This window comes from Agromyces sp. GQ35 (assembly GCF_059758475.1).
Genome location: NZ_JCAXEO010000001.1, coordinates 2,128,560 through 2,151,828, shown reverse-complemented (window position 1 = coordinate 2,151,828; position 23,269 = coordinate 2,128,560). Strand labels below are relative to the sequence as shown.

22 protein-coding genes are annotated in these 23,269 nt (G+C 69.4%); 9 read left to right on the top strand and 13 right to left on the bottom strand.

The annotated features are described in order from the left end of the window. Positions 1-3: 3 nt before the first annotated feature. Positions 4-168, bottom strand: coding sequence for a hypothetical protein (locus AC6CH0_RS09920; protein WP_498100225.1), 165 nt, complete (start codon positions 166-168; stop codon positions 4-6). A 126-nt stretch (positions 169-294) separates the two neighbouring features. Continuing rightward, the gene (locus tag AC6CH0_RS09915; protein ID WP_498100223.1) at positions 295-675 is read right to left on the bottom strand and encodes a hypothetical protein; all 381 of its coding nucleotides are present in this window, start codon (positions 673-675) and stop codon (positions 295-297) included. Between the two features lie 118 nt (positions 676-793). Here AC6CH0_RS09915 and AC6CH0_RS09910 point away from each other — a divergent pair, with 118 nt between their 5' ends. The 3 genes from AC6CH0_RS09910 (at position 794) to arfB (ending at position 2,160) form a co-directional block, all read left to right on the top strand. Beyond that, positions 794-1,021 carry an RNA-binding S4 domain-containing protein gene (locus AC6CH0_RS09910; protein ID WP_498100221.1) on the top strand — a complete coding sequence of 76 codons (228 nt, stop codon included), beginning with the start codon at positions 794-796 and terminating at the stop codon, positions 1,019-1,021. A 68-nt stretch (positions 1,022-1,089) separates the two neighbouring features. Then, on the top strand, positions 1,090-1,695 hold the full coding sequence (locus tag AC6CH0_RS09905) for a GNAT family N-acetyltransferase (protein ID WP_498100219.1): 606 nt from the start codon (positions 1,090-1,092) through the stop codon (positions 1,693-1,695). 27 nt (positions 1,696-1,722) lie between these two features. Further along, entirely contained in the window at positions 1,723-2,160 is a 438-nt protein-coding gene (gene arfB, locus AC6CH0_RS09900; RefSeq protein ID WP_498100217.1) for an alternative ribosome rescue aminoacyl-tRNA hydrolase ArfB, read from the top strand. 45 nt (positions 2,161-2,205) lie between these two features. Here arfB and AC6CH0_RS09895 read toward each other — a convergent pair whose 3' ends face one another. The 7 genes from AC6CH0_RS09895 to AC6CH0_RS09865 all read right to left on the bottom strand — a co-directional run bounded on the left by AC6CH0_RS09895 (position 2,206) and on the right by AC6CH0_RS09865 (position 9,871). Next, the gene (locus AC6CH0_RS09895) at positions 2,206-2,472 is read right to left on the bottom strand and encodes a hypothetical protein (RefSeq protein ID WP_498100215.1); all 267 of its coding nucleotides are present in this window, start codon (positions 2,470-2,472) and stop codon (positions 2,206-2,208) included. 123 nt (positions 2,473-2,595) lie between these two features. Next, positions 2,596-3,867: a D-arabinono-1,4-lactone oxidase gene (locus AC6CH0_RS09890; RefSeq protein WP_498100213.1), complete on the bottom strand. Its 1,272-nt coding sequence runs from the start codon at positions 3,865-3,867 to the stop codon at positions 2,596-2,598. Positions 3,868-3,907: 40 nt separating this feature from the next. After that, positions 3,908-4,942 carry an arabinan endo-1,5-alpha-L-arabinosidase gene (locus AC6CH0_RS09885; protein ID WP_498100211.1) on the bottom strand — a complete coding sequence of 345 codons (1,035 nt, stop codon included), beginning with the start codon at positions 4,940-4,942 and terminating at the stop codon, positions 3,908-3,910. Next, positions 4,939-6,453, bottom strand: coding sequence for an arabinosylfuranosidase ArfA (gene arfA / locus AC6CH0_RS09880; RefSeq protein WP_498100209.1), 1,515 nt, complete (start codon positions 6,451-6,453; stop codon positions 4,939-4,941). Before arfA ends, AC6CH0_RS09885 begins: the two co-directional genes overlap by 4 nt. A gap of 88 nt (positions 6,454-6,541) precedes the next feature. Next, a complete protein-coding gene (locus AC6CH0_RS09875; protein WP_498100207.1) occupies positions 6,542-7,489 on the bottom strand; it encodes a carbohydrate ABC transporter permease in 948 nt (315 codons plus the stop codon). After that, the gene (locus tag AC6CH0_RS09870) at positions 7,489-8,442 is read right to left on the bottom strand and encodes a carbohydrate ABC transporter permease (protein ID WP_498100205.1); all 954 of its coding nucleotides are present in this window, start codon (positions 8,440-8,442) and stop codon (positions 7,489-7,491) included. The genes AC6CH0_RS09875 and AC6CH0_RS09870 overlap by 1 nt, the downstream gene beginning before the upstream one ends. 100 nt (positions 8,443-8,542) lie before the next feature. After that, entirely contained in the window at positions 8,543-9,871 is a 1,329-nt protein-coding gene (locus AC6CH0_RS09865) for an ABC transporter substrate-binding protein (RefSeq protein WP_498100203.1), read from the bottom strand. A 240-nt stretch (positions 9,872-10,111) separates the two neighbouring features. Here AC6CH0_RS09865 and AC6CH0_RS09860 point away from each other — a divergent pair, with 240 nt between their 5' ends. After that, on the top strand, positions 10,112-11,155 hold the full coding sequence (locus AC6CH0_RS09860; protein WP_498100201.1) for a LacI family DNA-binding transcriptional regulator: 1,044 nt from the start codon (positions 10,112-10,114) through the stop codon (positions 11,153-11,155). A 77-nt stretch (positions 11,156-11,232) separates the two neighbouring features. Here the strand turns inward: AC6CH0_RS09860 and AC6CH0_RS09855 are convergent, their stop codons facing one another. The 3 genes from AC6CH0_RS09855 to AC6CH0_RS09845 form a co-directional block, all read right to left on the bottom strand. Continuing rightward, positions 11,233-11,916, bottom strand: a complete 684-nt coding sequence (locus tag AC6CH0_RS09855) for a phosphatase PAP2 family protein (RefSeq protein ID WP_498100199.1) — start codon at positions 11,914-11,916, stop codon at positions 11,233-11,235. 139 nt (positions 11,917-12,055) lie between these two features. Then, a complete protein-coding gene (locus AC6CH0_RS09850) occupies positions 12,056-13,330 on the bottom strand; it encodes a multidrug effflux MFS transporter (protein ID WP_498100197.1) in 1,275 nt (424 codons plus the stop codon). Positions 13,331-13,573: 243 nt separating this feature from the next. Continuing rightward, a complete protein-coding gene (locus AC6CH0_RS09845) occupies positions 13,574-14,743 on the bottom strand; it encodes an ROK family transcriptional regulator (RefSeq protein WP_498100195.1) in 1,170 nt (389 codons plus the stop codon). A gap of 144 nt (positions 14,744-14,887) precedes the next feature. On the opposite strand from AC6CH0_RS09845, the gene AC6CH0_RS09840 reads away from it, so the two are divergent. The 5 genes from AC6CH0_RS09840 to AC6CH0_RS09820 all read left to right on the top strand — a co-directional run bounded on the left by AC6CH0_RS09840 (position 14,888) and on the right by AC6CH0_RS09820 (position 22,207). Then, entirely contained in the window at positions 14,888-16,186 is a 1,299-nt protein-coding gene (locus tag AC6CH0_RS09840) for an extracellular solute-binding protein (protein ID WP_498100193.1), read from the top strand. 12 nt (positions 16,187-16,198) lie between these two features. Beyond that, positions 16,199-17,236: a carbohydrate ABC transporter permease gene (locus AC6CH0_RS09835; RefSeq protein WP_498100191.1), complete on the top strand. Its 1,038-nt coding sequence runs from the start codon at positions 16,199-16,201 to the stop codon at positions 17,234-17,236. After that, a complete protein-coding gene (locus tag AC6CH0_RS09830; protein WP_498100189.1) occupies positions 17,233-18,105 on the top strand; it encodes a carbohydrate ABC transporter permease in 873 nt (290 codons plus the stop codon). The genes AC6CH0_RS09835 and AC6CH0_RS09830 overlap by 4 nt, the downstream gene beginning before the upstream one ends. 101 nt (positions 18,106-18,206) lie before the next feature. Continuing rightward, positions 18,207-20,567, top strand: coding sequence for a beta-xylosidase/alpha-l-arabinosidase (locus AC6CH0_RS09825; RefSeq protein WP_498101096.1), 2,361 nt, complete (start codon positions 18,207-18,209; stop codon positions 20,565-20,567). Further along, entirely contained in the window at positions 20,564-22,207 is a 1,644-nt protein-coding gene (locus AC6CH0_RS09820; protein WP_498100187.1) for a glycoside hydrolase family 43 protein, read from the top strand. The genes AC6CH0_RS09825 and AC6CH0_RS09820 overlap by 4 nt, the downstream gene beginning before the upstream one ends. Here the strand turns inward: AC6CH0_RS09820 and AC6CH0_RS09815 are convergent. Further along, the gene (locus tag AC6CH0_RS09815) at positions 22,179-23,261 is read right to left on the bottom strand and encodes a LacI family DNA-binding transcriptional regulator (protein ID WP_498100185.1); all 1,083 of its coding nucleotides are present in this window, start codon (positions 23,259-23,261) and stop codon (positions 22,179-22,181) included. The genes AC6CH0_RS09820 and AC6CH0_RS09815 overlap by 29 nt on opposite strands. Positions 23,262-23,269: the final 8 nt, after the last annotated feature.

Sequence of the window (23,269 nt, the reverse complement as noted above, 5' to 3'; positions counted from 1 at the left end):
CCGTCACTCGGGTTTCCGGCCGTGGTCGGCGACGTCGGGCGTCGCCCGCAGGATGTCGGCGATCTCCTCCTCCGGCCGCGGCGCGACCGTCTGATCCTCCTCGAGCTCGGGAGTGCTCGGCTCATCGGGGCCGGGAATGTGCTTCGAGGATTCGTTGTGGGCAGACACGGCATATCCTTCTGTCGGCGACATCCACAGCGTACGCCGATTCGCCCGCGCCGAGCCGGGAATCGAATCCCCGACGTCTCGATCTCAGGGTCCGCACTCACGCCGGCATTCGAAGAGCGAAACGGGTCAGGCCCAGGATTGCTCCTGCGAGTCGACGAGGTGGATCACGTCTGACGGCGATGAGATCCAGAACCCGTCGAACCCGGCGCCGAGGTCTTCGATCTCGTCTCGCCGGGCAATGCCGGCATTCTCCAGCACGCCAGCTGCCGCCCCGGTGTCTGAGGCCACCACTTCGAGCCATAACTCGGCCTGCGACAGCCCCGGACAGTTGTCGATCCAGAGGTTGCAGGAACCGAACTCGAATCCCGTGGCATCACCGGCCGGTCCGGAGACGGCCGGGAGCTGCAGGGTGTCCCGATAGAAGCCGACCGTCGCTTCGTAGCGATGCGGCGGCACCTTCAGGGCGATATTGCGACCACCGGAGAACGTGGGACGCTGATCGGTCATGTCTTCCTCCTGGAAATGAGTTGGCCTGCAGAACTACTGCAACCCTAGACTTGCATTAGACGAGATGCAACCCGACAGTTGCAGACGGGCCGGATCACTGGCCCGCTAGAATTCGGGGATGACGAACCCGGCGCCGATCGATGATGTCCCGATCGGCGGTGAGGTCATCCGTCTCGGGCAATTCGTGAAGTTCGCCGGACTCCTCGACTCCGGTGGAGACGTGAAAGAGGCCATCATCGACGGCTTCGTGACCGTGAACGGCGAGGTTGACCGCCGCCGAGGGCGACAGCTGCAGCTCGGAGACATCGTCAGCTTCGAGGGACGCAGGGTTCGCGTCTGCCCGTGAGCGACGAGTCCTTGTCGAACGTCGGAGCCGATCGGCAGACTGGCAGCACCGACGCGAGGAGGACGCCCATGGCCGATGAGGACGTTCCGACCGGGAAGCACGTGATCAAGCCGCTCACTGCCGAGACCTTCCCGGCGTGGCTGGCGCTCGCGCAGAAGCACAACGGGGTCTGGGGCGGGTGCTACTGCTCGTATTTCCACGACGACACGGAGCACACCGTCAAGGAGGAGCACGACCGGCCGACGTTCAAGCAGCGACTCGTGACGGAGGGCATCGCGCACGCCGCGCTCGTCTTCGACGGCGACGACGCGATCGCGTGGTGCGAGTACGGCAGTCCAGACGAACTGCCGAACATCTACCACCGCAAGCAGTACGACGCGGGCGAGACCAGCCCGGCACCGTGGCGGATCACCTGCTTCTTCGTCGACCGCGACCACCGGCGGTCGGGAGTGGCACGAGAGGCGCTGGATGGCGCGCTGGAGCTGATCGCGCAGGCCGGCGGGGGCGAGGTGGTCTCGTTCCCCAACGAGCTCGTCCCTGGCAAGAAGACCTCGTCCTCGTTCCTCCACAATGGCACGAGGGCGATGTTCGAGAAGGCGGGATTCGCATTCGAGCGTCACATCGGCAAGAGCAAGACCGTGATGCGCAAGACCGTCCCTCCGGCCGGCGGCTGACGCCGAATTCAAGGGGATGATGGATCCATGCCCGCACCCCACCGCCCCGGTCTTCGGGTCGACCCAGGACTCACGATCCCCGAGTCTGAGCTGTCGTGGCGGTTCTCGCGATCATCCGGCCCCGGTGGGCAAGGCGTGAACACTGCCGACTCCCGAGCTGAACTCGTGTGGGACGTGGCAGGCTCGGCCGTGCTCTCCCCGCTCCAGCGGGAGCGACTCCTCGAGCATCTGAGCACTCGCGTCGTCGACGGAGTACTGACCATCACCGCATCCGAGCACCGCGCCCAATTGCGCAACAGGAATGCCGCGCTCGCTCGGCTCGCCGCCGTCGTGGCCGAGGCTCTGCGACCGCCGCCACCGACGCGACGAGCGACGAGTCCGAGCCGCGGTGCCAAGAAGAGGCGCTTGGAAGCGAAGAAGCGGCGCACCGACGTCAAGCGACTGCGTCGCCCGCCTCACGACTGACGGCCGAGGTGGCACTCCTGGACGGGGAGGACGCCGTCTCGCTGGCTAGGTCCAGAGCGGTCGAGACGGAACCGCATCCCAAGGCCACCTCGAGGGGGCATCCGCGTCGACGACCTTGTACGACGGCGCGCCTCGAATGCAGAGCCCCCAGAACCGGGTCCGCTCGCACTCCTCGCATGCCAGGAAGCTCACGATCGTGAACTTCAGGTCGGATTCTGCGAGCGCGAGCATGTCCGCGAGCGGTACATCCCCCCGCACGTACCGCATGCGGCCGGTCGCGATGCGTTCCTCGAGCGCCTCCGAGGTCTTCATGATGTCGACATCATGCGGCGGTCTGCCGGTGTTCCGCACGAGCGCCGTGTCGCACGTTGCGCAGTCCGTTCCCATTCCACCACCGTATCCGGGACCAGGAAGGGTTCTCTCGGGGATTTGCGCTCAGAGCCCGAGCCGCGCCGTGTACGCGTTGCGGAATCGCCCCTCGGGATCGAACCGCTCGCGGAGCGCCGCGAAGTCCGCCCAGCGCGGATACCGGCGCCGCACCTCATCGGCGTCGAGCGTGAACACCTTGCCCCAGTGCGGCCGCGCCGTCGCGGGCAGAGCCGCCTCGATCATCGGGAGCAGCGCTTCGACGGCCGCCTGCTCTCGCTTCCACGTGAAGTGGATGCCGACGACGTCGGTGCCGAAGGCCGGGCTCAGCCACAGCTCATCGGCACGCACCGATCGCACCTCGCAGACCTGCAGCAGCGGCGCGATCGGCGCGGCGAGCCCGCGCATCGCCTCGAGGGCGGCCACGGCGTCGGCCCGCGGCACGAGGTACTCAGACTGCAGCTCCTCACCGGCCGACGGCGTGAAGTCGAGCCGGAAGTGCGGCAGGCGTTCGTGCCACGGCCCGGGCTCGCCGAGTTGCGCCGTGCAGGCGTCGGCGGCCATGCCGGGCAGCGGGTGACGCGGCTCCGTCGCCGCGGTCGCCCCGAGCCTGGCGATGAGTGCAGCGGATGCCGCGGCATCCGTCTCGACCGGCAATCGCCGTTTGACCCACAGCTGGTCGGCGCGGTCGGTGTTCGCCCACGTCGTGAAGATGCTGACGCTCGAGCCGAGCGCAGTGACGGCGTCGTACTCGGCGAGCACGGCATCCCACGACGGACGCTCGTAGACGGTCTGCGCGACGTCGTAGGTGGGCTCCACGTCGAGTTCGAGCGCAGTGACGACGCCGAGGGCGCCGAGGTTCACGACGGCGCCCGCGAGGTCGGAATCGCCGCGCTCGAGGGTGCGCGATTCGCCCGCCGCCGTGATGATGGTGATGGCCCGCACGACGCTCGCGAGCGAGCCGATGCGGTCGCCCGAACCATGCGTTCCGGTCGCGACGGCGCCCGCCACCGAGATGTGCGGCAACGAGGCGAGGTTGCTCAGGGCGAGCCCGCGAGCGTGCAGCGCCGAGGAGAGCTCGCCGTACCGCGGACTCCCCGAAATGCGCACGGCGCCCGGCGTGCTCGAAGCATCGATCACCACCGGCAACCCTGCCGTCTCGATGAGCGTTCCCTCGGAGTCGGCGATGTCGTTGAAGCTGTGACGCGAGCCCAGCACCCGGAACGGCCCAGCGCTCGCGAGCACTTCGCGAAGCTCCTCGATCGAGGTCGGTCGCACGAGCCGCGCGGCGCGGTAGCTGAGATTGCCGGCCCAATTGGTGCCAGCGGATGTCGCGGTCACGCGGTTCCCCTCATCGTCAAGTCGTGTCGTGCCCGGTGCGTCACCAGTGCGCGACCGGCCAGCCTTCGGCGTCCCACTGGAGCTCGACGAGTGCGAGTTGGAACGAGCCGTTCAGGCGCCGATCGTAGTAGTGCAGTGCGAGGGTATCGCCCTGCACCGATTGCCCGCCCGGCCCGATGCGGTCCCCCTCGGCGGAGAGCAGCGACGTGCCGCCGCCCTCGAGCAGGGGCACGCCGTCACGATCGAGGTAGGGACCCGTGACCGAGTCCGAGCGACCGACCGCGATGTTGTAGGTGCTGTCGAGCCCCTGGCAGCACGCGTCGCGTGAGACGAAGAGGAAGTAGTCGCCGTCGTGACTCACGATGCAGGGCGCTTCGATCGCGTTCGGCGGGGTCTGCCGGTCGGCGATGCGCAGCGGCTCCGAGGCATCCGCTGCCCCGCCGCTCGGCCATTCGAGCGGAATCATTCGGATGCCGCTCCAGAACGACCCGAACGACATCCACGGGTCGCCCGCCTCGTCGAGCACGATGCCCGCGTCGATCGCGTTGAAATCGTCGGAGTCCGTCGAGGCGAGCACCTGGCCGGCGTCGACCCATTCGTAGTCGGGCGACTCGGGATCGAGGGTCTCGTTCGTCGCGAGCGCGATCACCGAGGTGTTGGAGCCGAACGTCGACGCCGAGTAGTACAGGTACCAGGTGCCTCCGTGCTCGACGAGTTCGGGCGCCCACAGGTTCGACACTCCGGGAACCGCGGCGTCGAGCCACGCGGGCTTCTCCTCCCACACCTCGCCGCGGTACTGCCAGTTGCGGCCGTCGTCGGAGCTGCGGATCTGGATGTTTCCGTCGCCGATCGACGCGTTGCCGGTCGAATACACGTAACTCGTGTCGCCTTCAACGGCGAGCGCCGGGTCGTGCGCCATCAGGTCACCCGTGAGCTCACGCGCGCCGCCTCCGCCCGCGCAGCCGGCGAGGGCGATCACCGCCGCCGAGGCGAGCGTGGCGGCAGCGAGTCGACGTGCCGAACCGGCCCGCACGGGGCGCGCCGCCCGAGACGTGCGGCGCGCCCCGCGGCTCATGCGCCGAGCGACACGGCGGTCCACGAAACGGGAGGCAGCTCGATCGTGAGCGTGCCCTCCGTCACGGCCGCCGTCGGGTTCGACTGCAGGCCGACGCGCTCCGGCGCTTCGAGCGTGTTCTTCGCGTACAGGTCGTCATCGGCGAGCGTCTCGGCGCTGCGCACCTGCACGGCGCCGAGCGCTGACGCATCGATCGTCACGGTGATCGACTCGGTGCGGTTGCGATTCACGAGGAACACCGCCGACTCCCCCGTCTCCGCGTCGTGCGTGGCGACGGCGTCGACCTGCGGCACGACCCCGTAGACCTGAGTCTCGTGGGTCGGCGAGTCGAGCTTGACCTCGAGCGCGACGCCCTTCGCGAGCCGCGAGGTGAGCGCGAACGGGAAGAACGTCGTCTGCCGCCAGGCCGGGCCACCGGGCTCGGTCATGATCGGCGCGATGACGTTCACCAGCTGGGCGAGCGAGGCGCTCGTCACCCGGTCGGCGTGCTTCAGCAGCGAGATCATCAGGTTGCCGAAGACGACGGCGTCGACGACGGAGTAGACGTCTTCGAGCAGGCGCGGGGCGACCGGCCAATTGTCGATGCCCTCGATCTTGTCGACGCCGTGGTAGCGGTCGATGTACCAGACGTTCCACTCGTCGAACGAGATGTCGATCGTCTTCTCGCTGCCGACGACGGCCTTGACGTGGTCCGCCGTCGCGACGACCGTCTCGATGAAGCGGTCCATGTCGACCGCCGAGGCGAGGAAGGAGTCGACGTCGCCGTTCTTCTCCTCGTAGTACGCGTGGCACGAGATGTAGTCGACGTCGTCGTAGGTGTGCGTCAGCACGACGCGCTCCCACTCGCCGAAGGTCGGCATGTGCGCACTCGAGGAACCGCAGGCGACGAGCTGGATCGACGGGTCGAGCTGACGCATCGCCTTGGCGGTCTGCGAGGCGATCTTGCCGTAGTCGTCGGCCGAGCGGTGGCCGAGCTGCCACGGGCCGTCCATCTCGTTGCCGAGGCACCACATCTTCACGCCGAACGCGTCGGTCTTGCCGTTGTCGATGCGCCGCTGCGAGAGCGTCGTGCCGCTCGCGATGTTCGTGTACTCGAGCAGGTCGAGCGCCTCGAGCGTGCCGCGCGTGCCGAGGTTCACCGCGAGCATCAGCTCGCTCCCGACCTTCTCGAGCCACGACGAGAACTCGTGCAGGCCGATCTCGTTCGTCTCGGTCGAGTGCCAGGCGAGGTCGAGTCGCCGCGGCCGCTCGACCACCGGGCCGACCGAGTCCTCCCAGCGGAAGCCCGACACGAAGTTGCCACCCGGGTAGCGGATGGTCGAGACGCCGAGCTCCTTCACGAGCTCGATGACGTCTTGGCGGAAGCCCTCGGCGTCGGCGGTCGCGTGCCCCGGCTCGTAGATGCCGTCGTAGACGTGACGGCCGAGGTGCTCGACGAAGCCGCCGAAGACGCGACGGTCGATGGCCCCGACGGTGAAGTGAGGGTCGATGGTGAGGTGTGCGGACGTCATGCTGTGCTTTCTGTGTGTGGTTCGAAGCGCCGGCCGAGACGGCCGAAGTCAGGTTCTGAGGGCAGCGGATGCCGCGGCATCCGCTCGGTCACTTGATGCTGCCGAGCGACAGGCCGCCCTGCCAGTAGCGCTGCAGGAAGAGGAACGACAGGATCAACGGGAGCACCGAGATGAAGGCGCCCGAGGTGATGAGGTTCCAGACCTGCTCGCCGCCGGCGCCGGCGTTGGAGAGCGCCGTCCAGCGATTCAGGCCGACCGTGACCGGCAGCAGGTTCGGGTCGGTGAGCACCGCGAGCGGCAGGAAGAAGTTGTTCCAGGTGCCGACGACCGACAGCAGCAGCACGGTCACGATCGCCGGCCGGAGGAGCGGCAGGGCGACCTGGAAGAAGGTGCGTATCTCGCCTGCGCCGTCGATGCGGGCAGCCTCGAGCATCTCGTCGGGCACCGCATCCTGCGTGTAGACCCGCATCAGGTACACGCCGAACGGGCTCAGCAGGCTGGGCAGGATGACGGCCCACGGGGTGTTGATGATGCCGTACTGGCTGAGCAGCATGAACGTCGGAATGACGAGTGCCGTGAGCGGCACCATGACGGAGCCGAGGATGACGGTGAAGACCCCGTTGCGACCCCGGAAGTTGTACTTCGCGAAGCCGTAGCCGGCGAGCACGGCGAGGATGGTCGCGCCGATGCCGCCCGCGAAGGCGTAGAGGAACGAGTTGCCGAGCCAGCGCCAGTAGATGCCGCCCTGATGGCTGAAGAGCCCCGCGATGTTGTCGAAGAATGCGAAGTTGCCGTCGAACCAGAACGCCGGGCTCGAGAACAGGCCGGCGGTGTCCTTCGTCGAGGCGACGACGAGCCACCAGATCGGCACGATGAAGTAGATCGCGAGGATCACCAGGAACACGTGCGAGCCGATGCGACGGCTGCCGGTGCGACGGCCTCGTCGCGGCACGCTGCGGTCGACGTGCGACGGCAGTCCGGTGGCGGTGGTCAGCGGCTCGGCCCGGTCGGCCGTGCGTGGGGAGAAGATCGACATCACTTCAGTCCGCTCTGCTTGCGAGTCAGGAAGAGGAACACGAACGAACCAGCGAACACCAACGCGCCGAGCGCGAACGCGATGGCGGAGGCGTAGTTGAACTGGCTGTACGAGAAGGCGAGCGAGAAGGCGTACATGTTCGGCGTATAGGCGGCGTCGATCGCACCCTGGGCGACGCTGCGCAGCACGACCGGCTCGGTGAAGAACTGCAGCGTGCCGATGAGCGCGAACATGACGACCATGACCATGGAGGAGCTGATCATCGGCACCTTGATGCCGATGGCCGTCTGCCAGCCGTTGGCGCCGTCGATGCGGGCGGCCTCGTAGATCGAGGGATCGATCGAGCGCAGTGCCGCGTAGATCACGACCATGTAGTAGCCCGCCCACTGCCACGTGACGATGTTCACGAGGCTGCCGAAGATACTGTCGGGTGCGAGGAACTCGGGGGTCGGCAGGCCGAAGGCCCCGAAGATCGTGGCGCCGGGGCCGAACCGCGGGCTGTAGAGGAAGCTCCACATGAGGGCGCCGATGACGCCGGGGATCGCGTAGGGAACGAAGATGAACAACCGCGAGAGCTTCGACAGGCGGCTGACCAGGGTGTCGAGCACGAGCGCCGCGGCGAGGGCGACGAGCAGCTGCGTCGGGATCATGACGGCAGCGAAGGCGAGCACGCGCAGCATGCCCTCGAGGAAGAGCGGGTCGGTGAAGGCCTTCGCGTAGTTGGCGAGGCCGGTGAAGTCGGTGCCCGTCGCGAGGGTCGACGTGAACAGGCTCATGCCGAACGCGTAGAAGAGCGGGAAGATCAGCAGCAGCGCGAAGACGACGAGGAACGGAACGACGAAGAGCCAGCCCCAGCGCTGCCGGCGTCGCACGAGCGTCGATCCGCCGGATCGCGGAGCTCGGGATCGGCCGGCTGCGGCTAGTGGCGGCGCAGTCGTGGTCTGGGTGGTCATGTGGTGCTCTCTTCGTCGAGTTCGAATCGGTTCGTCTCGGTGGTGGGGAGCGGATGCCCCGTGTCGGAGGTGCCGGCACGGGGCAACCGCTCGCCCGCTGCTACTTGAGGGTGAAGCCCTGCTCGGTCGCGTACTTCTCGAGCGAGGCCTGCAGGTCGTCGAGCGCCGTGGCCGAGTCCTTCTCGCCCTGCACCATCGCGAACTGCTGCTCGGTGAGCTGGTCGTAGGCGTAGTTCTGGAACGGGCTGAAGGTGAAGCCGGTGTAGCCCGAGGCCGCGGGAAGGAAGACGTCCTTGTTGATCTGCTGGCCGCCGAAGAACGGGTACTCGAGGTCGCGGAAGTAGTCGGAGTCGAGGATCGGCTTCCACAGCGGGAACAGCGCGGCCTCTTCGATGCCGATCTTCCACGCCTCTTCGGTGCCGAAGACCTCCTTCGCGACGACCGCTGCCGCCTCGGGGTTCTTCGACTGGCTCGTCACGGCGAAGGTCGAGCCGCCCCAGTTGATCTGCACCGGGCTGGCCGGGTCCCACTGCGGAACCGGTGCGGCCTTCCAGACCGCGTCGCTGTCGGCGTCGGAGAGACCGCCGAGGTAGCCGGGGCCCCACGCCGCTGCGACGTAGACCGCGTAGCTGCCATCGACGAGCTTCGTGTTGTAGTCGGCCGTGAACGCGTCATCCGTCGCGACGAGACCGCTGTCGACGAGGCCCTCCCAGTAGGCGAGCACGTCTTTGGAGCCCTGGTCGTTGACGTTGATGCCGATCTCGGTCGGCTTCGCGTTGTCGTACTCGAACGGTACCGAGCCTGCCTGGGCGAAGAGCGCCTGGTTGTAGGCGCGGCCGTTCGTCGGGAAGTCTGCGAGCACGCCGGGAGCGCCGGCGTCCTTCAGGGTCTGGGCGGCTGCGGCGAACTCGTCCCAGGTGGTCGGCACGGCGATGCCGTACTGGTCGAGGATGTCCTGACGGTAGAGCATGCCCATGGGGCCGCCGTCGACCGGGATCGCGTAGACCGCGTCGCCGCTCGAGACGTCTTTCCAGGCGCCCTCGGTGTAGTCGGCGGCCACGTCGTCGGCACCGTACTCGGTGAGGTCGACGAGCGCGTCGCGGATCGAGAAGCTCGAGAGCACCTCGGACTCGAGCATGATCACGTCGGGAGCGCCCGAACCGGCTTCGATGGCCGTCGAGAACTTGGTGTACTCGTCGTTGCCCTGACCGGCGTTCGTCCAGCAGATCTGCACGTCGTCGTGGGATTCGTTGAAGAGGTCGACGACCTCTTCGAAGGCGGGGTACCAGGCCCAGACGCTGACCTGCGTCGCCTCGGCGTTGACGATCTTGTTGGTGCAGGATGCTTCAGGCTCGCCGCCCGAACAGCCCGTGAGTGCCACGGCCGCAACTGCGGTGACCGCGGCCCCTGCAAGGAGCTTCGACTTCATTGCTGTGCTTCCTCTCGCGGTGTTGAGGACACCGTTGTCTCTTGGCGAAGATGGCTCGTCTCCGCCGCGCACAGTGGCTGCTCCGCGTCGAGTCCGAGTCTTTCCAACGTTGTAAAGTAAACGTTGTAGAGGCATTGTGCACGTGGCGGCCGCAGCTTGTCAAGCGCACTCGAAACCGATGGCCGGGCCTCACCGCAACCGGCATACAACGTTGTAGAGTTCGAGCAACGAGGAGGAAGAATGGCCGTGACACTGCACGATGTCGCCCGCGCGGCGGGCGTCTCGATCAAGACGGTGTCGAACGTCATCAACGACTACCCGCACATCAGGCCGACGACGAAGACGAAGGTCGAAGCGGCCATCTCCGAACTCGGCTACCAGCCGAACCTCACCGCCAGGAGCCTGCGCTCGGGCCGCACGGGCGCGATCGCCCTCGCCGTGCCGGACCTCAGCCTCCCCTACTTCGCCGAGCTCGCCGGCACGGTGATCGCGGCCGCCGAGGCCGCCGGCATCGTCGTGCTCGTCGAGCAGACCGGCGGCGACCCGACCCGCGAACTCGAACTGCTGCGCAGCCCGCGCCTCACCATGACCGACGGGCTCCTCTTCAGCCCCCTCGGCATCGAGCAGTCGGATGTCGCGGCGCTCCGCGTGCCCTACCCGCTCGTACTCCTCGGCGAGCGCGTCTTCGACCCCGAGCTCGACCACGTCACGATGCGCAACGTCGAGGCCGCCCGGGCCGCGACCGAGTTCCTCATCGCCTCGGGCCGCCGCCGCATCGCCGTCGTCGGCGCACACGAGGGCGAGATCATCGGCTCGGCCGGATTCCGCCTGCAGGGCTACCGCGAGGCGCTCGACGCCGCCGGCCTCGAGTTCGAACCCGATCTCGTCGGCTACACGGCGCCGTGGCACCGCTCGGGCGGCGCCCAGGCCATGCGCGACATCCTCGCCCACGGCGCGCCGTTCGACGCGGTCTTCGGGCTCAACGACACCCTCGCCCTCGGCGCCATGCGCGTGATGCAGGAGGCCGGCATTCGCGTGCCGCACGACGTGTCGGTCATCGGCTTCGACGACCTCGACGAGGCGGAGTACTCGATCCCCTCGCTCACCACCGTCGATCCCGGTCGACGGTGGATCGCCCGCACCGCGGTCGAGACCCTGCTCGGCCGTATCGAGGGCTCGGCCCTCGCCGCATCCACCGTGCCGCCGCCTGCGCTGCAGCTCGCCGAGTTCCGCATCGTCGAACGCGAGTCGGCGCCGGCCGTGGCATCCGTCACAGCCGGCTGACCGCGGAGGCAATCGCTCAGCGGGCTTTCGCCCAGCGGCACGCACTCAGCGGCTCGCGCCGAATCGAACGGTCTGGGTCAGGCCCTTCGGCGCTCGCCCCATGCGATGCGCTCGCGTTCGAGCGGGTAGGCGAAGGCCGCCAAGAGCAGCAGGGCGACGCCGGCTCCGACGAGTGCTCCCCCGATCGTGTCGGTCACCCAGTGCGCCCCGAGGTACGTGCGGCTGATCGCCATCAGCACGGTGTACACGGCGCCGAGCACCCAGACCCAGACCCGCGGAACGATCACGCCCACGACGACCGCGATCGTCGCGGCGTTGGCGACATGCCCCGAGGGGAATGAACCGAAGTCCGACGCCACGATCATGTCCTCCGGCCGCGGTCGCGCGTAGAGGCCCTTCAGCAGTTGCACCACGCCGGCGCTCACCGCCAACGCCACGATGAAGTACAGCGCCGCCCACGGCCGACGCAGGAGCAGGAGGAGCAGGGCGGCCCCGATCGGCACGACGAAGACGCCGATGATGCCGCCGCCGAGGGCGTTCATGGCGTACGCGAACACGTCGCCGACCGGGCCGCGAAGGTCGAGCACCTCTTCGGCCCATTCCTCGTCGATCTCGAGCTGCAGTGCACCTGAACGCACCGTGAGCAGGAGTCCGAGCAGCCCGGCGATCACCACCGCCGCGCCGCCGGCGATGAGCGGCACTCGGCGAGCGACGCGTACGGCGCGGGACTTCTGGGAGGTCTCGGGAGTCTCGGGCGTCATCCCCTCACGCTACCGGCGGTGGGGCGGCGACCGCGTCATCCCGCCGAGGTATCCGATTCAGGGTTGCGCGCAGAGTACGGGGCGGATGCCGCGACGCCGGCGCAGCGACATCCGCCCGCGAGCTGCGCCGCTCGGTCGATCAGTCGCTGAGCGGCGGTACCGTCTTCGGGCGAACCAGACCCCAGAGCGCCGCGATCGCGACGAGGGCCGCGAGCAGCATCACGAACGCCATCGGCACGGCACTACCGACGCCCATGAGCCCGATGAGCGGCGAGATCACGCCGGCGAGCCCGAAGTTCAGGGCTCCGAGCAGTGATGCAGCGGTGCCCGCCTCGGCGCCGTGGTGCGCGAGCGCCAGCACCTGCACGGCGGGGAACGAGAAACCGCACGCGAGGATGTAGAACCACAGCGGAATCGCCGTGCCCCAGAATCCCCCGCCCGAGCTGTCGAGGACCATGATCGTCGCCGCCATCGCCAGGTGCACGACCGTCGTGATCGCGAGGATCCACTGCGGCTGCACGGGCCCGCGCATCAGCCGGGAGCTCACCTGCACGCCGATGATGATGCCGACGGAGTTGACCGCGAAGAGCAGCCCGTACTCCTGCGCGGTGAATGCGTAGAGATCCTGGAAGAGGAATGACGACGTCGAGAGATACCCGAAGAGGCCGGTGAACGTCATGCCTCCGATCAGCGCAGCACCGAGGTAGACGCGGTCGCGGAAGAGCGCCGCGTAGCGATCGCGCAGGGTCGAGTGCCCGGCGACATGACGGCGCGCCGGCGGCAACGTCTCGACGATGAAGAAGCCGACCGCGGCCACGACGACCGCGCCGTAGATCGCGAGCACCACGAAGATGCCGCGCCAGTCCATGACCTGCAGCAGTTGCGAACCGATGACCGGCGCGAGCACCGGGGCGAGGCCGTTGACGAGCGCGAGGCGCGAGAGCATGCGCACGAGCGGCTTGCCGCCGAAGAGGTCGCGCACCATGGCCATGGCGACGACACCGCCGGCCGCGGCGCCGAATCCCTGGAGCAGACGGAAGACCGAGAGCCACACGATGTCGGGCGCGAACGCGGCCGCAACGGATGCCGCGATGTGCAGCGCCGTCGCGAGGATGAGCGGCAGCCGCCGCCCGACCTTGTCGCTCCAGGGCCCGACGATGAGCTGTCCGAGGCCGAAGCCGACCATGGTGCCGGTCAGGGTGAGCTGCACGGCCGAGGCGGAGACGCCGAGCTCGCTCTGCAGCACCGGGAAGGCGGGCAGGTAGAGGTCGATCGTGAAGGGGCCGAGCGCCGTGAGCGCGCCGAGCACGAGCACGTAGACGAGTCGCTGGCGGCTCGTGAGCCGATCACCCGGGTGAGCGGGGCGGTCGTAGTCGTCGGGACGGATGATGGGGATGGAAGCGGTGGAGGACATGCGTGTTCCTGTGCGGGATCGTGCGTGGGCTGGAGACGGCGCGCGCCCTCGGGCACCGATGGAAGGCATCGACGGTGCCTCGCGACATCGTCATGCGTGGATTCGGGGCGGCCGGCACCACCCTCGAATCGATTCGACAAGAGACAAGTGTAACGGTTCAGGTGGCACCCGGCGCAATGCCTCGGCGATCATCACCTGCAGCGATTCAGGAGCGGAGGCGTGTCGCGCCCTTCAAGGGCGGGGTCAGGGACGGCCGAGCGGATCGGCGAGCAGCGGCGAGAATGCGGCCTCGGCCGCGCCGATCATGAGCCGGTCTTCGCCGAGGGCAGCGACGCGGATCGTGAGGTGCTCGAATGCCGCCGGCATGGCCTGCTCGCCGACCTCCCCCTCGAGGGCGCCGGGATCGCTGCCGGCGACGGTCGCGAGGAATCCACCGAGCACGACGAGTGACGGGTTCAGCGCGTTCACCGCGTTCGCGAGCGCCGTCGCGAGGATGCGGCGCTGACGCGCGAGCTCGCCCGCGACCTCGGGTCGAGCGGAGTCGGCGAGCGCCGCAGCGAGGGTCGGCTCGTCGGCGCTGCCGAGTCCGGCGACCTCGAGCAGTCGAGACCGGCTGACCTCGTCTTCGAGCACCCCGCCGTCGGCGCGCCGGTCCTCGGTCGTGGCGATGCCCGGACGGTTCTGGCCGAACTCGCCGGCATAGCCGCCCGCGCCGCCCACGAGGCGACCGCCGAGCACGATGCCCCCGCCGATGCCGCTCGCGCCGCCGTTGAGGTAGACGAGGTCGTCGACGTCGCGACCGGCGCCGAAGAGATGCTCGGCGACGGCGCCGAGGCTCGCGTCGTTGCCGACCGTGACGGGCAGGCCCGTCGCCTGCTCGACGAGCGTGCGGATCGGCGCATCCGCCCACCCGAGGTGCGGCGCCAGGCGCACCATGCCGTCGACGGCGCGCACGAGGCCCGGCACGGCGAGGCCGATGGTGACGAACCGGGATGACCGAAGCTCGGTCGTGCGCCAGCGCGCGAGCGTCTCGGCAGCGAGCGCCGCCACGTCTTCGGGCGCCAGCAGACGGTCGACCTCGATGCGTTCGCGCCGCGGCACCGAGCCGTCGAGGCCGACGGCCGCGATCGTGACGGCATCGACCTCGGGGTTGATCGCCAGGGCGAGCACTCGCGGATCGGCCGCGACGACGGGCGACGGCCGCCCCACCCGATTGGTCGGGTCGGGCGCGCGCTCCACCACGAGGCCGAGCTCGACGAGTTCGCCGACGAGTGCGGCAACCGTCGAGCGATTCAATCCGGTCAGCGTGGTGAGGCGGGCTCGCGAGAGTGGCCCGTCGAGGTGCACGAACCCGAGGAGTTTCGAGAGATTTCGGCGATGCACGCCGTCGAGGGTGCCGTCCCGTTCTGCCACGCGACCACTCTAGGGGCGCCGCCGGTGGGCTGAGCTACGCCGCGCCGAATATGTTGCCCTTGACCCCAAATGCGAAGCCACGTACTATTCGACACGTCCAGACCACTTTCGACGCGGGCGTCGAAACTTTCGAGAGGTTCAATGATGAACAGACGCAGCACCACACGGCTCGTCACGCTGGGAGCTGTGGCCGCACTGGCGCTCACCGCCCTCACCGGGTGCAGCGCCGGCGGCGGCGACGCAGGAGACGACGGCTCGGTCGAACTGACCTTCTGGCACAACTCCACCACCGGCGACGGCAAGGCCTACTGGCAGCAGACGGCCGACGACTTCGAGGCCGAGCACCCCGGCGTCGTGATCGAGATCCAGGCCATCCAGAACGAGGACATGGACGGCAAGCTGCAGACCGCGCTGAACTCCGGCGACGCGCCCGACATCTTCATGGCCCGCGGCGGTGGCAAGCTCGCGGCCGTCGTCGAGGCCGGCCAGGTGCAGGACCTCACGGATGCGCTCTCGGATGACACCAAGGCCGCCCTCGGTGAGGCATCCCTCGCCGCGCTCTCGGTCGACGACAAGATCTACGGCGTGCCCTCGTCGGTGCTGCCGGGCGGCGTCTACTACAGCAAGGACCTGTTCGCCCAGGCCGGAATCACCGAAACGCCGACCACGTTCGACGAGCTGAGCGACGGCGTCGACAAGCTCAAGGCCGCCGGCGTCGCGCCGATCGCGCTGGGAGCCAAGGACGCCTGGCCGGCAGCTCACTGGTACTACTTCTTCGTGCTCCGCGAGTGCTCGCAGGAGGTCGTGGCCGAGCTCGCATCGGACCCGAGCTTCAGCGATGAGTGCTTCCTTCGCGCCGGTGAGGACCTCGCCGACTTCGCGGCCACCGAGCCGTTCAACGACGGCTTCCTCACCACCACGGCCCAGCAGGGCGCCGGCTCCTCCGCCGGCCTGCTGGCCAACCACTCGGCGGCCATGGAACTCATGGGCGCCTGGGATCCCGGAGTCATCGCGTCGCTCACGCCCGACGAGCAGCCGCTCGCCGACCTCGGCTGGTTCCCCTTCCCCGCTGTGGACGGCGGCGACGGCGGCGCCGGCGCGATGATGGGTGGTGTCGACGGGTACAGCTGCTTCGTCGACGCGCCGAAGGAGTGCGCCGAGTTCCTCGAGTTCGCCTCGCAGAAGGAACAGCAGGAGGCCTACGCGGAGGCCTTCGTGACCCTCCCGGCCAACAAGGACGCACAGGGCGTCGTGACCGATCCTGCGCTGCAGGAGGTGCTCGCCTCGTACAACGACGCGCCGTACGTCTCGGTATGGCTCGACACCCTGCTCGGCCAGAACGTGGGCAACGCGCTGAACGTCGGCGTCGTCGACCTGCTCGCGGGCAAGGGCGACGCCCAGGGCATCGTCGACGCCGTCGAAGACGCCATCAAGAAGGGCTGAGGCCCGCCCAGCATGAGCGTTCGCACCAGCTCTCCGACGACGAGGCGAGCATCGGCGGACGGCGCGCGGGCCGGGGACGAGTCGTCGTCCCCGGCCCGCGCGGCCGCCACCGCCGCAACGACGCCGGCAGCGCGTCGCGGCGGGGCCGACTGGCGGAAGGCCGTCGAGATCGCCGTGCTCGTCGGCCCGGCCCTCGTCGTCTTCCTCGGCTTCGTCATCTTCCCGGTCGTGATGGCCGGCTACTACGGGTTCTTCCGGTGGAAGGGCTACGGTCCCCCGACCGACTTCGTCGGGCTGCAGAACTACGTGACGATCTTCCAGGATCCGACGTTCCACGAGGCGCTCTGGCACAACGCCGTCATCGTCGTGATGTCGCTCGTACTGCAGGGGCCGCTGGCGCTGCTCCTGGCGCTCCTGCTGAATCGCCCGATGCGCGGGCAGTCGCTGATCCGGGTGCTCATCTTCGTGCCCTACGTGCTCGCCGAGGTCGTCGTCGGCACGGGCTGGAGCCTCATGCTCCAGAGCGACGGTGCACTCAACGGGCTGCTCGAGAAGATTGGACTCGGCGGACTCGCCCAGGACTGGCTCTCGAACCCCGACCTGGCAATCTGGACCCTGCTCGGCATCATCACCTGGAAGTACATCGGCTTCGCCGTCATCCTCTTCCTGGCCGGCCTGCAGGGCATCCCGCAGGAGCTCACCGAAGCCGCGCAGATCGACGGCGCCTCGTACTGGCAGATCCAGCGACGCATCACGCTCCCGCTGCTCGGACCGACGCTGCGCATCTGGGCGTTCCTGTCGATCATCGGGTCGCTGCAGCTGTTCGACCTCGTGTACATCATCTGGGGCCAGTACATCGCCTCGACCGCGGGCACCTCGACGATGGCGACGTACATGGTGGCCAACGGGCGCAATGCCGGCAACTTCGGCTACGGCAACGCCGTGGCGGTCGTGCTCTTCGTCATCTCGCTCATCGTCGCCCTCATCTACCAGCGCTACGTGCTGCGCCGTGACACGGCGGGCGCCCTCACCGAACGGAGCGAGCGATGACCGCATCCGCCATCGCCATTCCGCGGGCCAGACGGCCCCGCGGCAACGGCCGGCTGCCCTGGGGCAGCCCCGCCATCTACTTCGGCGCCCTCGTCGTCGTGGCGCTCATGCTGGCGCCGATCCTGTACATCATCGTCGGCGGCTTCCGCACGAATGCGCAGATCACCGCCGATCCGTCGGGGTTGCCTGCGCCGTGGGTCGGGAAGAACTACGCCGAGGTGCTCGCCAGCACGACCTTCTGGGGCGAGGTGGCCAATTCCACCGTCGCCGCGGTCGCCACGACACTCGGCGTCGTCGCCCTCGGTCTCATGGCGAGCTATGTGCTCGCCCGGTACCGATTCCGTGCGCGCGGCGTGCTGTACGCGGTCTTCGCCGCGGGCCTGATGTTCCCGATGACGGTGGCGATCACACCGCTCTACCTCGTCGTGCGCAACCTCGGCCTGATGAACTCCATGGCCGGCATCATCCTGCCCCAGATCGCGTTCGCCCTGCCGGCGACGATCATCATCCTCGTGCCGTTCCTGCGCGCCATTCCCGATGAGATCGAGGAGGCGGCTTCGATCGACGGATGTTCGCGGCTCGGCTTCTTCTGGCGGATGGTGGTGCCGCTGGCACTGCCCGGTGTCATCACCGTCGGCATCCTCGCCTTCATCGCGAGCTGGAACAGCTACATCCTTCCGCTGTTCATCCTGAACGACGAGGCGAGCTTCACGCTGCCGCTCGGTGTGCAGGCCTTCGCCTCCCAGTACTCCGTCGACACGGCAAAGGTGCTCGCGTTCACCTCGTTGTCGATGATTCCGGCCCTCATCTTCTTCAGCATCTTCGAGCGCCGCATCGTCGGCGGCCTGACCGGCGCGGTGAAGGGATGAGCGAGCCGGTGACGAACACGACGCAGACCCAGACCGCGGATGCCGCGACCCCGGATGTCGCGCCCACCACTGATTCCACGACCGCGCGAGAGGCCGGCACGATGACGCAGACACAGACACAGACCGCGGATGCCGCGACGCCCGAGCCATGGCGCGACCGGTCGTTGCCGGCCCAGGCGCGAGCCGATGCGCTGATCACGGCGCTCACCCTCGACGAGAAGATCGCCCAGCTCTACGGCATCTGGATCGGCGCCTCGGATGACGGCGCCGACGTGGCGCCGCACCAGCACGAGATGAGCGGCACGGTCGATCTCGATGCACTGCTGCCCAATGGGCTCGGCCAGATCACGCGAGCCTTCGGCACCGCCCCGGTCGATGCGGCACTCGGAGCGCAGTCGCTCGCGCGGCTGCAGGAGCGCATCGTCGCGTCGAGCAGGCTCGGCATTCCGGCGCTCGTGCACGAGGAATGCCTGGCCGGCTTCGCGGCGTACGGTGCGACCGCGTATCCGGTGCCACTGTCGTGGGGTGCCACGTTCGACCCGGAGCTCATCGAGCAGATGGCGCACCGCATCGGCGCCGACATGCGCTCGGTCGGCGTGCATCAGGGGCTCGCGCCGGTACTCGACGTCGTGCGCGACGCCCGGTGGGGCCGTGTCGAGGAGACCATGGGCGAAGATCCCTACCTCGTCGGCACCGTCGGCACGGCATACGTGCGGGGGCTCGAGGCATCCGGCATCGTCGCGACCCTCAAGCACTTCGTCGGATACTCGGCGTCTCGCGCGGGGCGCAACCTGGCGCCCGTGTCGGTCGGCGCACGCGAGCTCGCCGACGTGCTGCTGCCGCCCTTCGAGATGGTGGTTCGCGACGCCAAGCCGCGCTCCGTGATGAACGCGTACACGGATCTCGACGGCGTGCCCACCGCGGCCGATCGCGAGCTGCTCACCGGCCTCCTGCGCGAGACGTGGGGCTTCGAGGGCACCGTCGTCGCCGACTACTTCTCGGTGGCCTTCCTCGAGACGCTGCACGGCACGGCCGGCGGCCTGGGCGACGCGGCCGTGGCCGCACTCCAGGCGGGCATCGACGTGGAGCTTCCCACGGTGCACGCGTTCGGCGAGCCCCTGGTGCGCGCGATCGCCGACGGCCGCATGGCGGAAGAGGTCATCGACCGGGCGCTCCTGCGGGTGTTGACCCAGAAGATCGAGGTCGGCCTGCTCGACGACCCCGCTGCACCTGCCGCGGCCGGCGCCGCGAAGGGCAGCGTCGATCTCGACTCGGAGGAGAATCGCGCGCTCGCGCGCCGCATCGCCGAACAGGCCATCGTGCTGCTGCGGAACGACGGCACGCTGCCCCTGGACGCGCCGGCGCGCATCGCCGTGATCGGCCCGACCGCCGATGACCCGCTCGCCGTGCTCGGCTGCTACGCCTTCCCGACGCACGTCGGGGTGCACCACCCCGAGAGCGGCCTCGGCATCGAGCTTCCGACCCTCGTCGAGGCGCTGCGCACCGAGTTCCCCGCCGCCGAGATCACCGTGGCGTCGGGCACCTCGATCGATGGCGGCGAGACCGACGGCATCGAACATGCGGTCGAGGTCGCGGCATCCGCGGATGTCGTGGTGCTCGCGCTCGGCGACCGCGCCGGCCTCTTCGGCCGAGGTACGAGCGGCGAGGGCTGCGACGCGGAGAGCCTCGACCTGCCCGGCGCGCAGGCTGCGCTGCTCGAAGCCGTGCTCGATGGCGGAACCCCGACCGTGCTGACGCTGCTCGCGGGCCGCCCGTACGTGCTCGGCACCGCGCCCGATCGCGCCGCCGGGATCGTGCAGGCGTTCTTCCCGGGCGAGGAGGGCACTCGAGCCCTCGCCGCCATCCTCGCGGGGCGGGTGAACCCCAGCGGCCGCCTGCCCGTCAGCGTGCCGGCCACCCCGGGCGCGCAGCCGTCGACCTACCTGGCGTCGACGCTCGCCCGTCGCAGCGAGGTGTCGAACATCGACCCGACGGCCCGCTACCCTTTCGGCCACGGCCTCGGCTACACCGCGTTCGCGTGGCGCGACCTCGAGATCGAGATCGCGGAGGCGACGACGGATGCCGCGCTGCAGCTGTCGATCACGGTCGAGAACGTCGGCGACCGCCACGGGGCCGACATCGTGCAGCTGTACCTGCACGATCCCGTGGCGTCGGTGGTGCGCCCGGTGCAGCGACTGATCGGCTTCCAGCGACTGGAGCTCGCTCCCGGAGCATCCGTGCGCCTGCGCGTCGAGGTGCCGGCCGACCTCGCGGCGTTCACCGGCCGCGGCGGCCGGCGCATCGTCGAACCGGGGGAACTCGTGCTCGGCTTCGGACGGTCGAGCGGCGAGCTGCCACTGCGGGCTCGCGTCGAGCTGACCGGGCCGGTGCGCATCGTCGACCACACCCGGGCGCTGCATCCGGTGTGGATCGCCGAACGGATCGGAGCCGAATCGCCGTGAGCACGGCGCGCAACCCGGTGCTGCCGGGGTTCCACCCCGATCCGAGCATCTGCAGGGTGGGCGACGAGTTCTTCGTCGTGACCTCGACCTTCGAGTACTTCCCCGGGCTGCCGGTGCACCGCTCTCGCGACCTGGTCGAGTGGCAGCTCATCGGGCACGCGGTGCACCGCGATGATCAGCTCGACCTTGCGACGGTGCCCGCCTCGGGCGGGCTGTTCGCACCGACGATCCGCCACCACGACGGCCGCTTCTTCGTGGCGTGCACGCTCGTCGGCGGCGACGGGCGGCAGGGCAGTTTCGTGGTGACCGCGACCGACCCGGCAGGGCCGTGGTCGGATCCGGCCTGGATCGAGGATGCGCAGGGCATCGACCCCTCGATCCTCTTCGACGACGACGGACGAGCGTGGTGGTGCGGCACCCGGCTCGCCGAGCCCGGCGACTGGCCCGAGCAGACCGAGGTGTGGGTGCGGGAGCTCGACCTCGGCACGATGTCGCTCGTCGGCGACGAGCACGTGGTCTGGCACGGCGCCGTCGACGGCGCGGTCTGGGCTGAGGGACCGCACCTCTACCGTCGAGCCGACGAGGTGCTGCTCGTGGCGAGCGAGGGCGGCACCGAACGCCACCACGCCGTGAGCGCGGCGCGCGGCCCCGGCGCGACCGGCCCCTTCACCGGATCGCGCGCGAACCCGCTGCTCACCCATCGCCACCTCGGCGGCGAAGCATCGGTGGCGAACGTCGGCCATGCCGACCTCGTCGATGACGGTCGCGGTGGCTGGTGGGCGACCGTGCTCGCGACGAGGAGGCTGCCGCTCGACGGAGCCGGAACCCGAACCGCAGCCCGGGCCGATGCGCTGCAGGGCCGGGAGACGTGGCTGGTTCCGCTCGCCCTCGAAGACGGCTGGCCGGTGTTCGCACCGGGTACCGGCCGGTTGTCCGAGGAGGTCGTGGTGTCGTGGGCCGACGCACCCGCGATCCCGGAGCGGACGCTGGTCGACGACTTCGACGCCCCGAACCGGCATCCGGAACTCGTGACGGTGCGCTCCGCTCTCGGCTCGCCGAGGGCCCGACTCGACGAGCGGCCGGGGCATCTACGCCTCCATGCCGCCTCGGGACGACTGCACGAGCGTGCCGCGCACGCGTTCGCGGGATTCCGCCTCGAGCAGCCCGCGGCATCGCTCGAGACGGTGCTCGAGGTACCGGATGTCGCCGCACCCGGGCTGATCGCCGGACTCGCCCTGCGTCTCTCGGAACGCCGCTACCTGACCTTCGGCGTGCGCGCGAGCGCCGACGCACGGCTGGTGGAGCTCACCCTCCACGTCGACGGCGACGACCGGGCGTGCGGCCATGCCGAGGCGCCGGCCGGCCGGCTCGGCCTGACCCTCGAGATCGACGGCTTCGACGTGGTCGCCACGGTGGCACTCGGCGAACACCGCATCGCGGTCGGCTCGGCCGATCTCTCGCCGCTGAGCCCGAGCCAGGGCGGCGGGTTCGTCGGCGTCGTCGGCGGCGTGTTCGTCGTGGACGAGCCCCCCGCCCACGAGTTCCCGGCCCACGAGCCCCCGGCCCGTGAAGAGAAGACCGTGCCGGCGGCCTGGGCCGATTTCGACCGGCTCAGCCTCGTGCACGCTCCGCCGGGCTGATCGCCGGCGGCGCCGTGCTGTCGCGCACGACGAGACTCGTCGCGAGGTCCATGCGAGGCGTTGGCACCGCCGACGGCGGGGTCGCCGCGGCATCCGATGCGTCACGCTCGTCGGCCAGCCGGATCGCGAGCCTCGCCGCCTCCTCTCCCATGCGGCGCAGGGGCTGGTGCACGGTCGTGAGCCGAGGCGTGAGCCAGCGCGCGAGGGGGATGTCGTCGTACCCGACGATCGAGAGATCCTCGGGCACGCGGATGCCCTGCTCGCGGGCCGCTTCCATGACGCCGAGCGCTTGCATGTCACTGCCGGCGAAGATCGCCGTGGGTCGGTCGGGCCGTGCCAGCAGTTCACGGGCGCGCTCGCGGCCGCCGCTCACGTGGAAGTCGCCGAAGCGGATCCATTCGGGGTCGATCGGCAGGCCCGCGGAGTTCATCGCCGACCGGTAGCCGTCGACCCGGGCGAGCGAGCACATCATGTCGTCGGGGCCGGTGATCGCGGCGATGCGCGTGTGGCCGAGCTCGATGAGGTGCCGCGTGGCGGCGAGGCCGCCCGACCAGTTCGCCGAGCCGACCGATGGCGCATCGGGCGAGGGGTCGCCGGCTGGATCGACGATGACGAACGGGATGGCCCGGGAATGCAGACGCTCGCGGTACTCGGGCGCGAGCTCTGAGAAGACGAGGACGATCGCGACGGGCCGCCGCCGCATCACGCCTTCGATCCAGTCGGGGTCGGGAGCATGCCGGCTGCCGCTCACCGTGAGCACGACGCTGAGCCCGTGCTCCTTCGCGACCTGCTCGACCCCGCCGATGAGCTCCATCGACCAGATCGGATCGAGCTCGTGGAAGACGAGCTCGATGAGCTCGGCCCTCGACTCCGACCGACCACCGCCGCGGCGGCGGTAGCCCCGGTCGGCGAGGAGCTGCTCGATCCGCGCACGGGTCGGCGGCGAGACATCCGCCCGACCGTTCAGGACCTTCGAGATGGTCGACAGGCTGACGCCCGCCTCTTCGGCCACGCTCGCGAGCGTGACGCGGCCCTCCTCGCCGTCGGATTCCATGTTTCGAA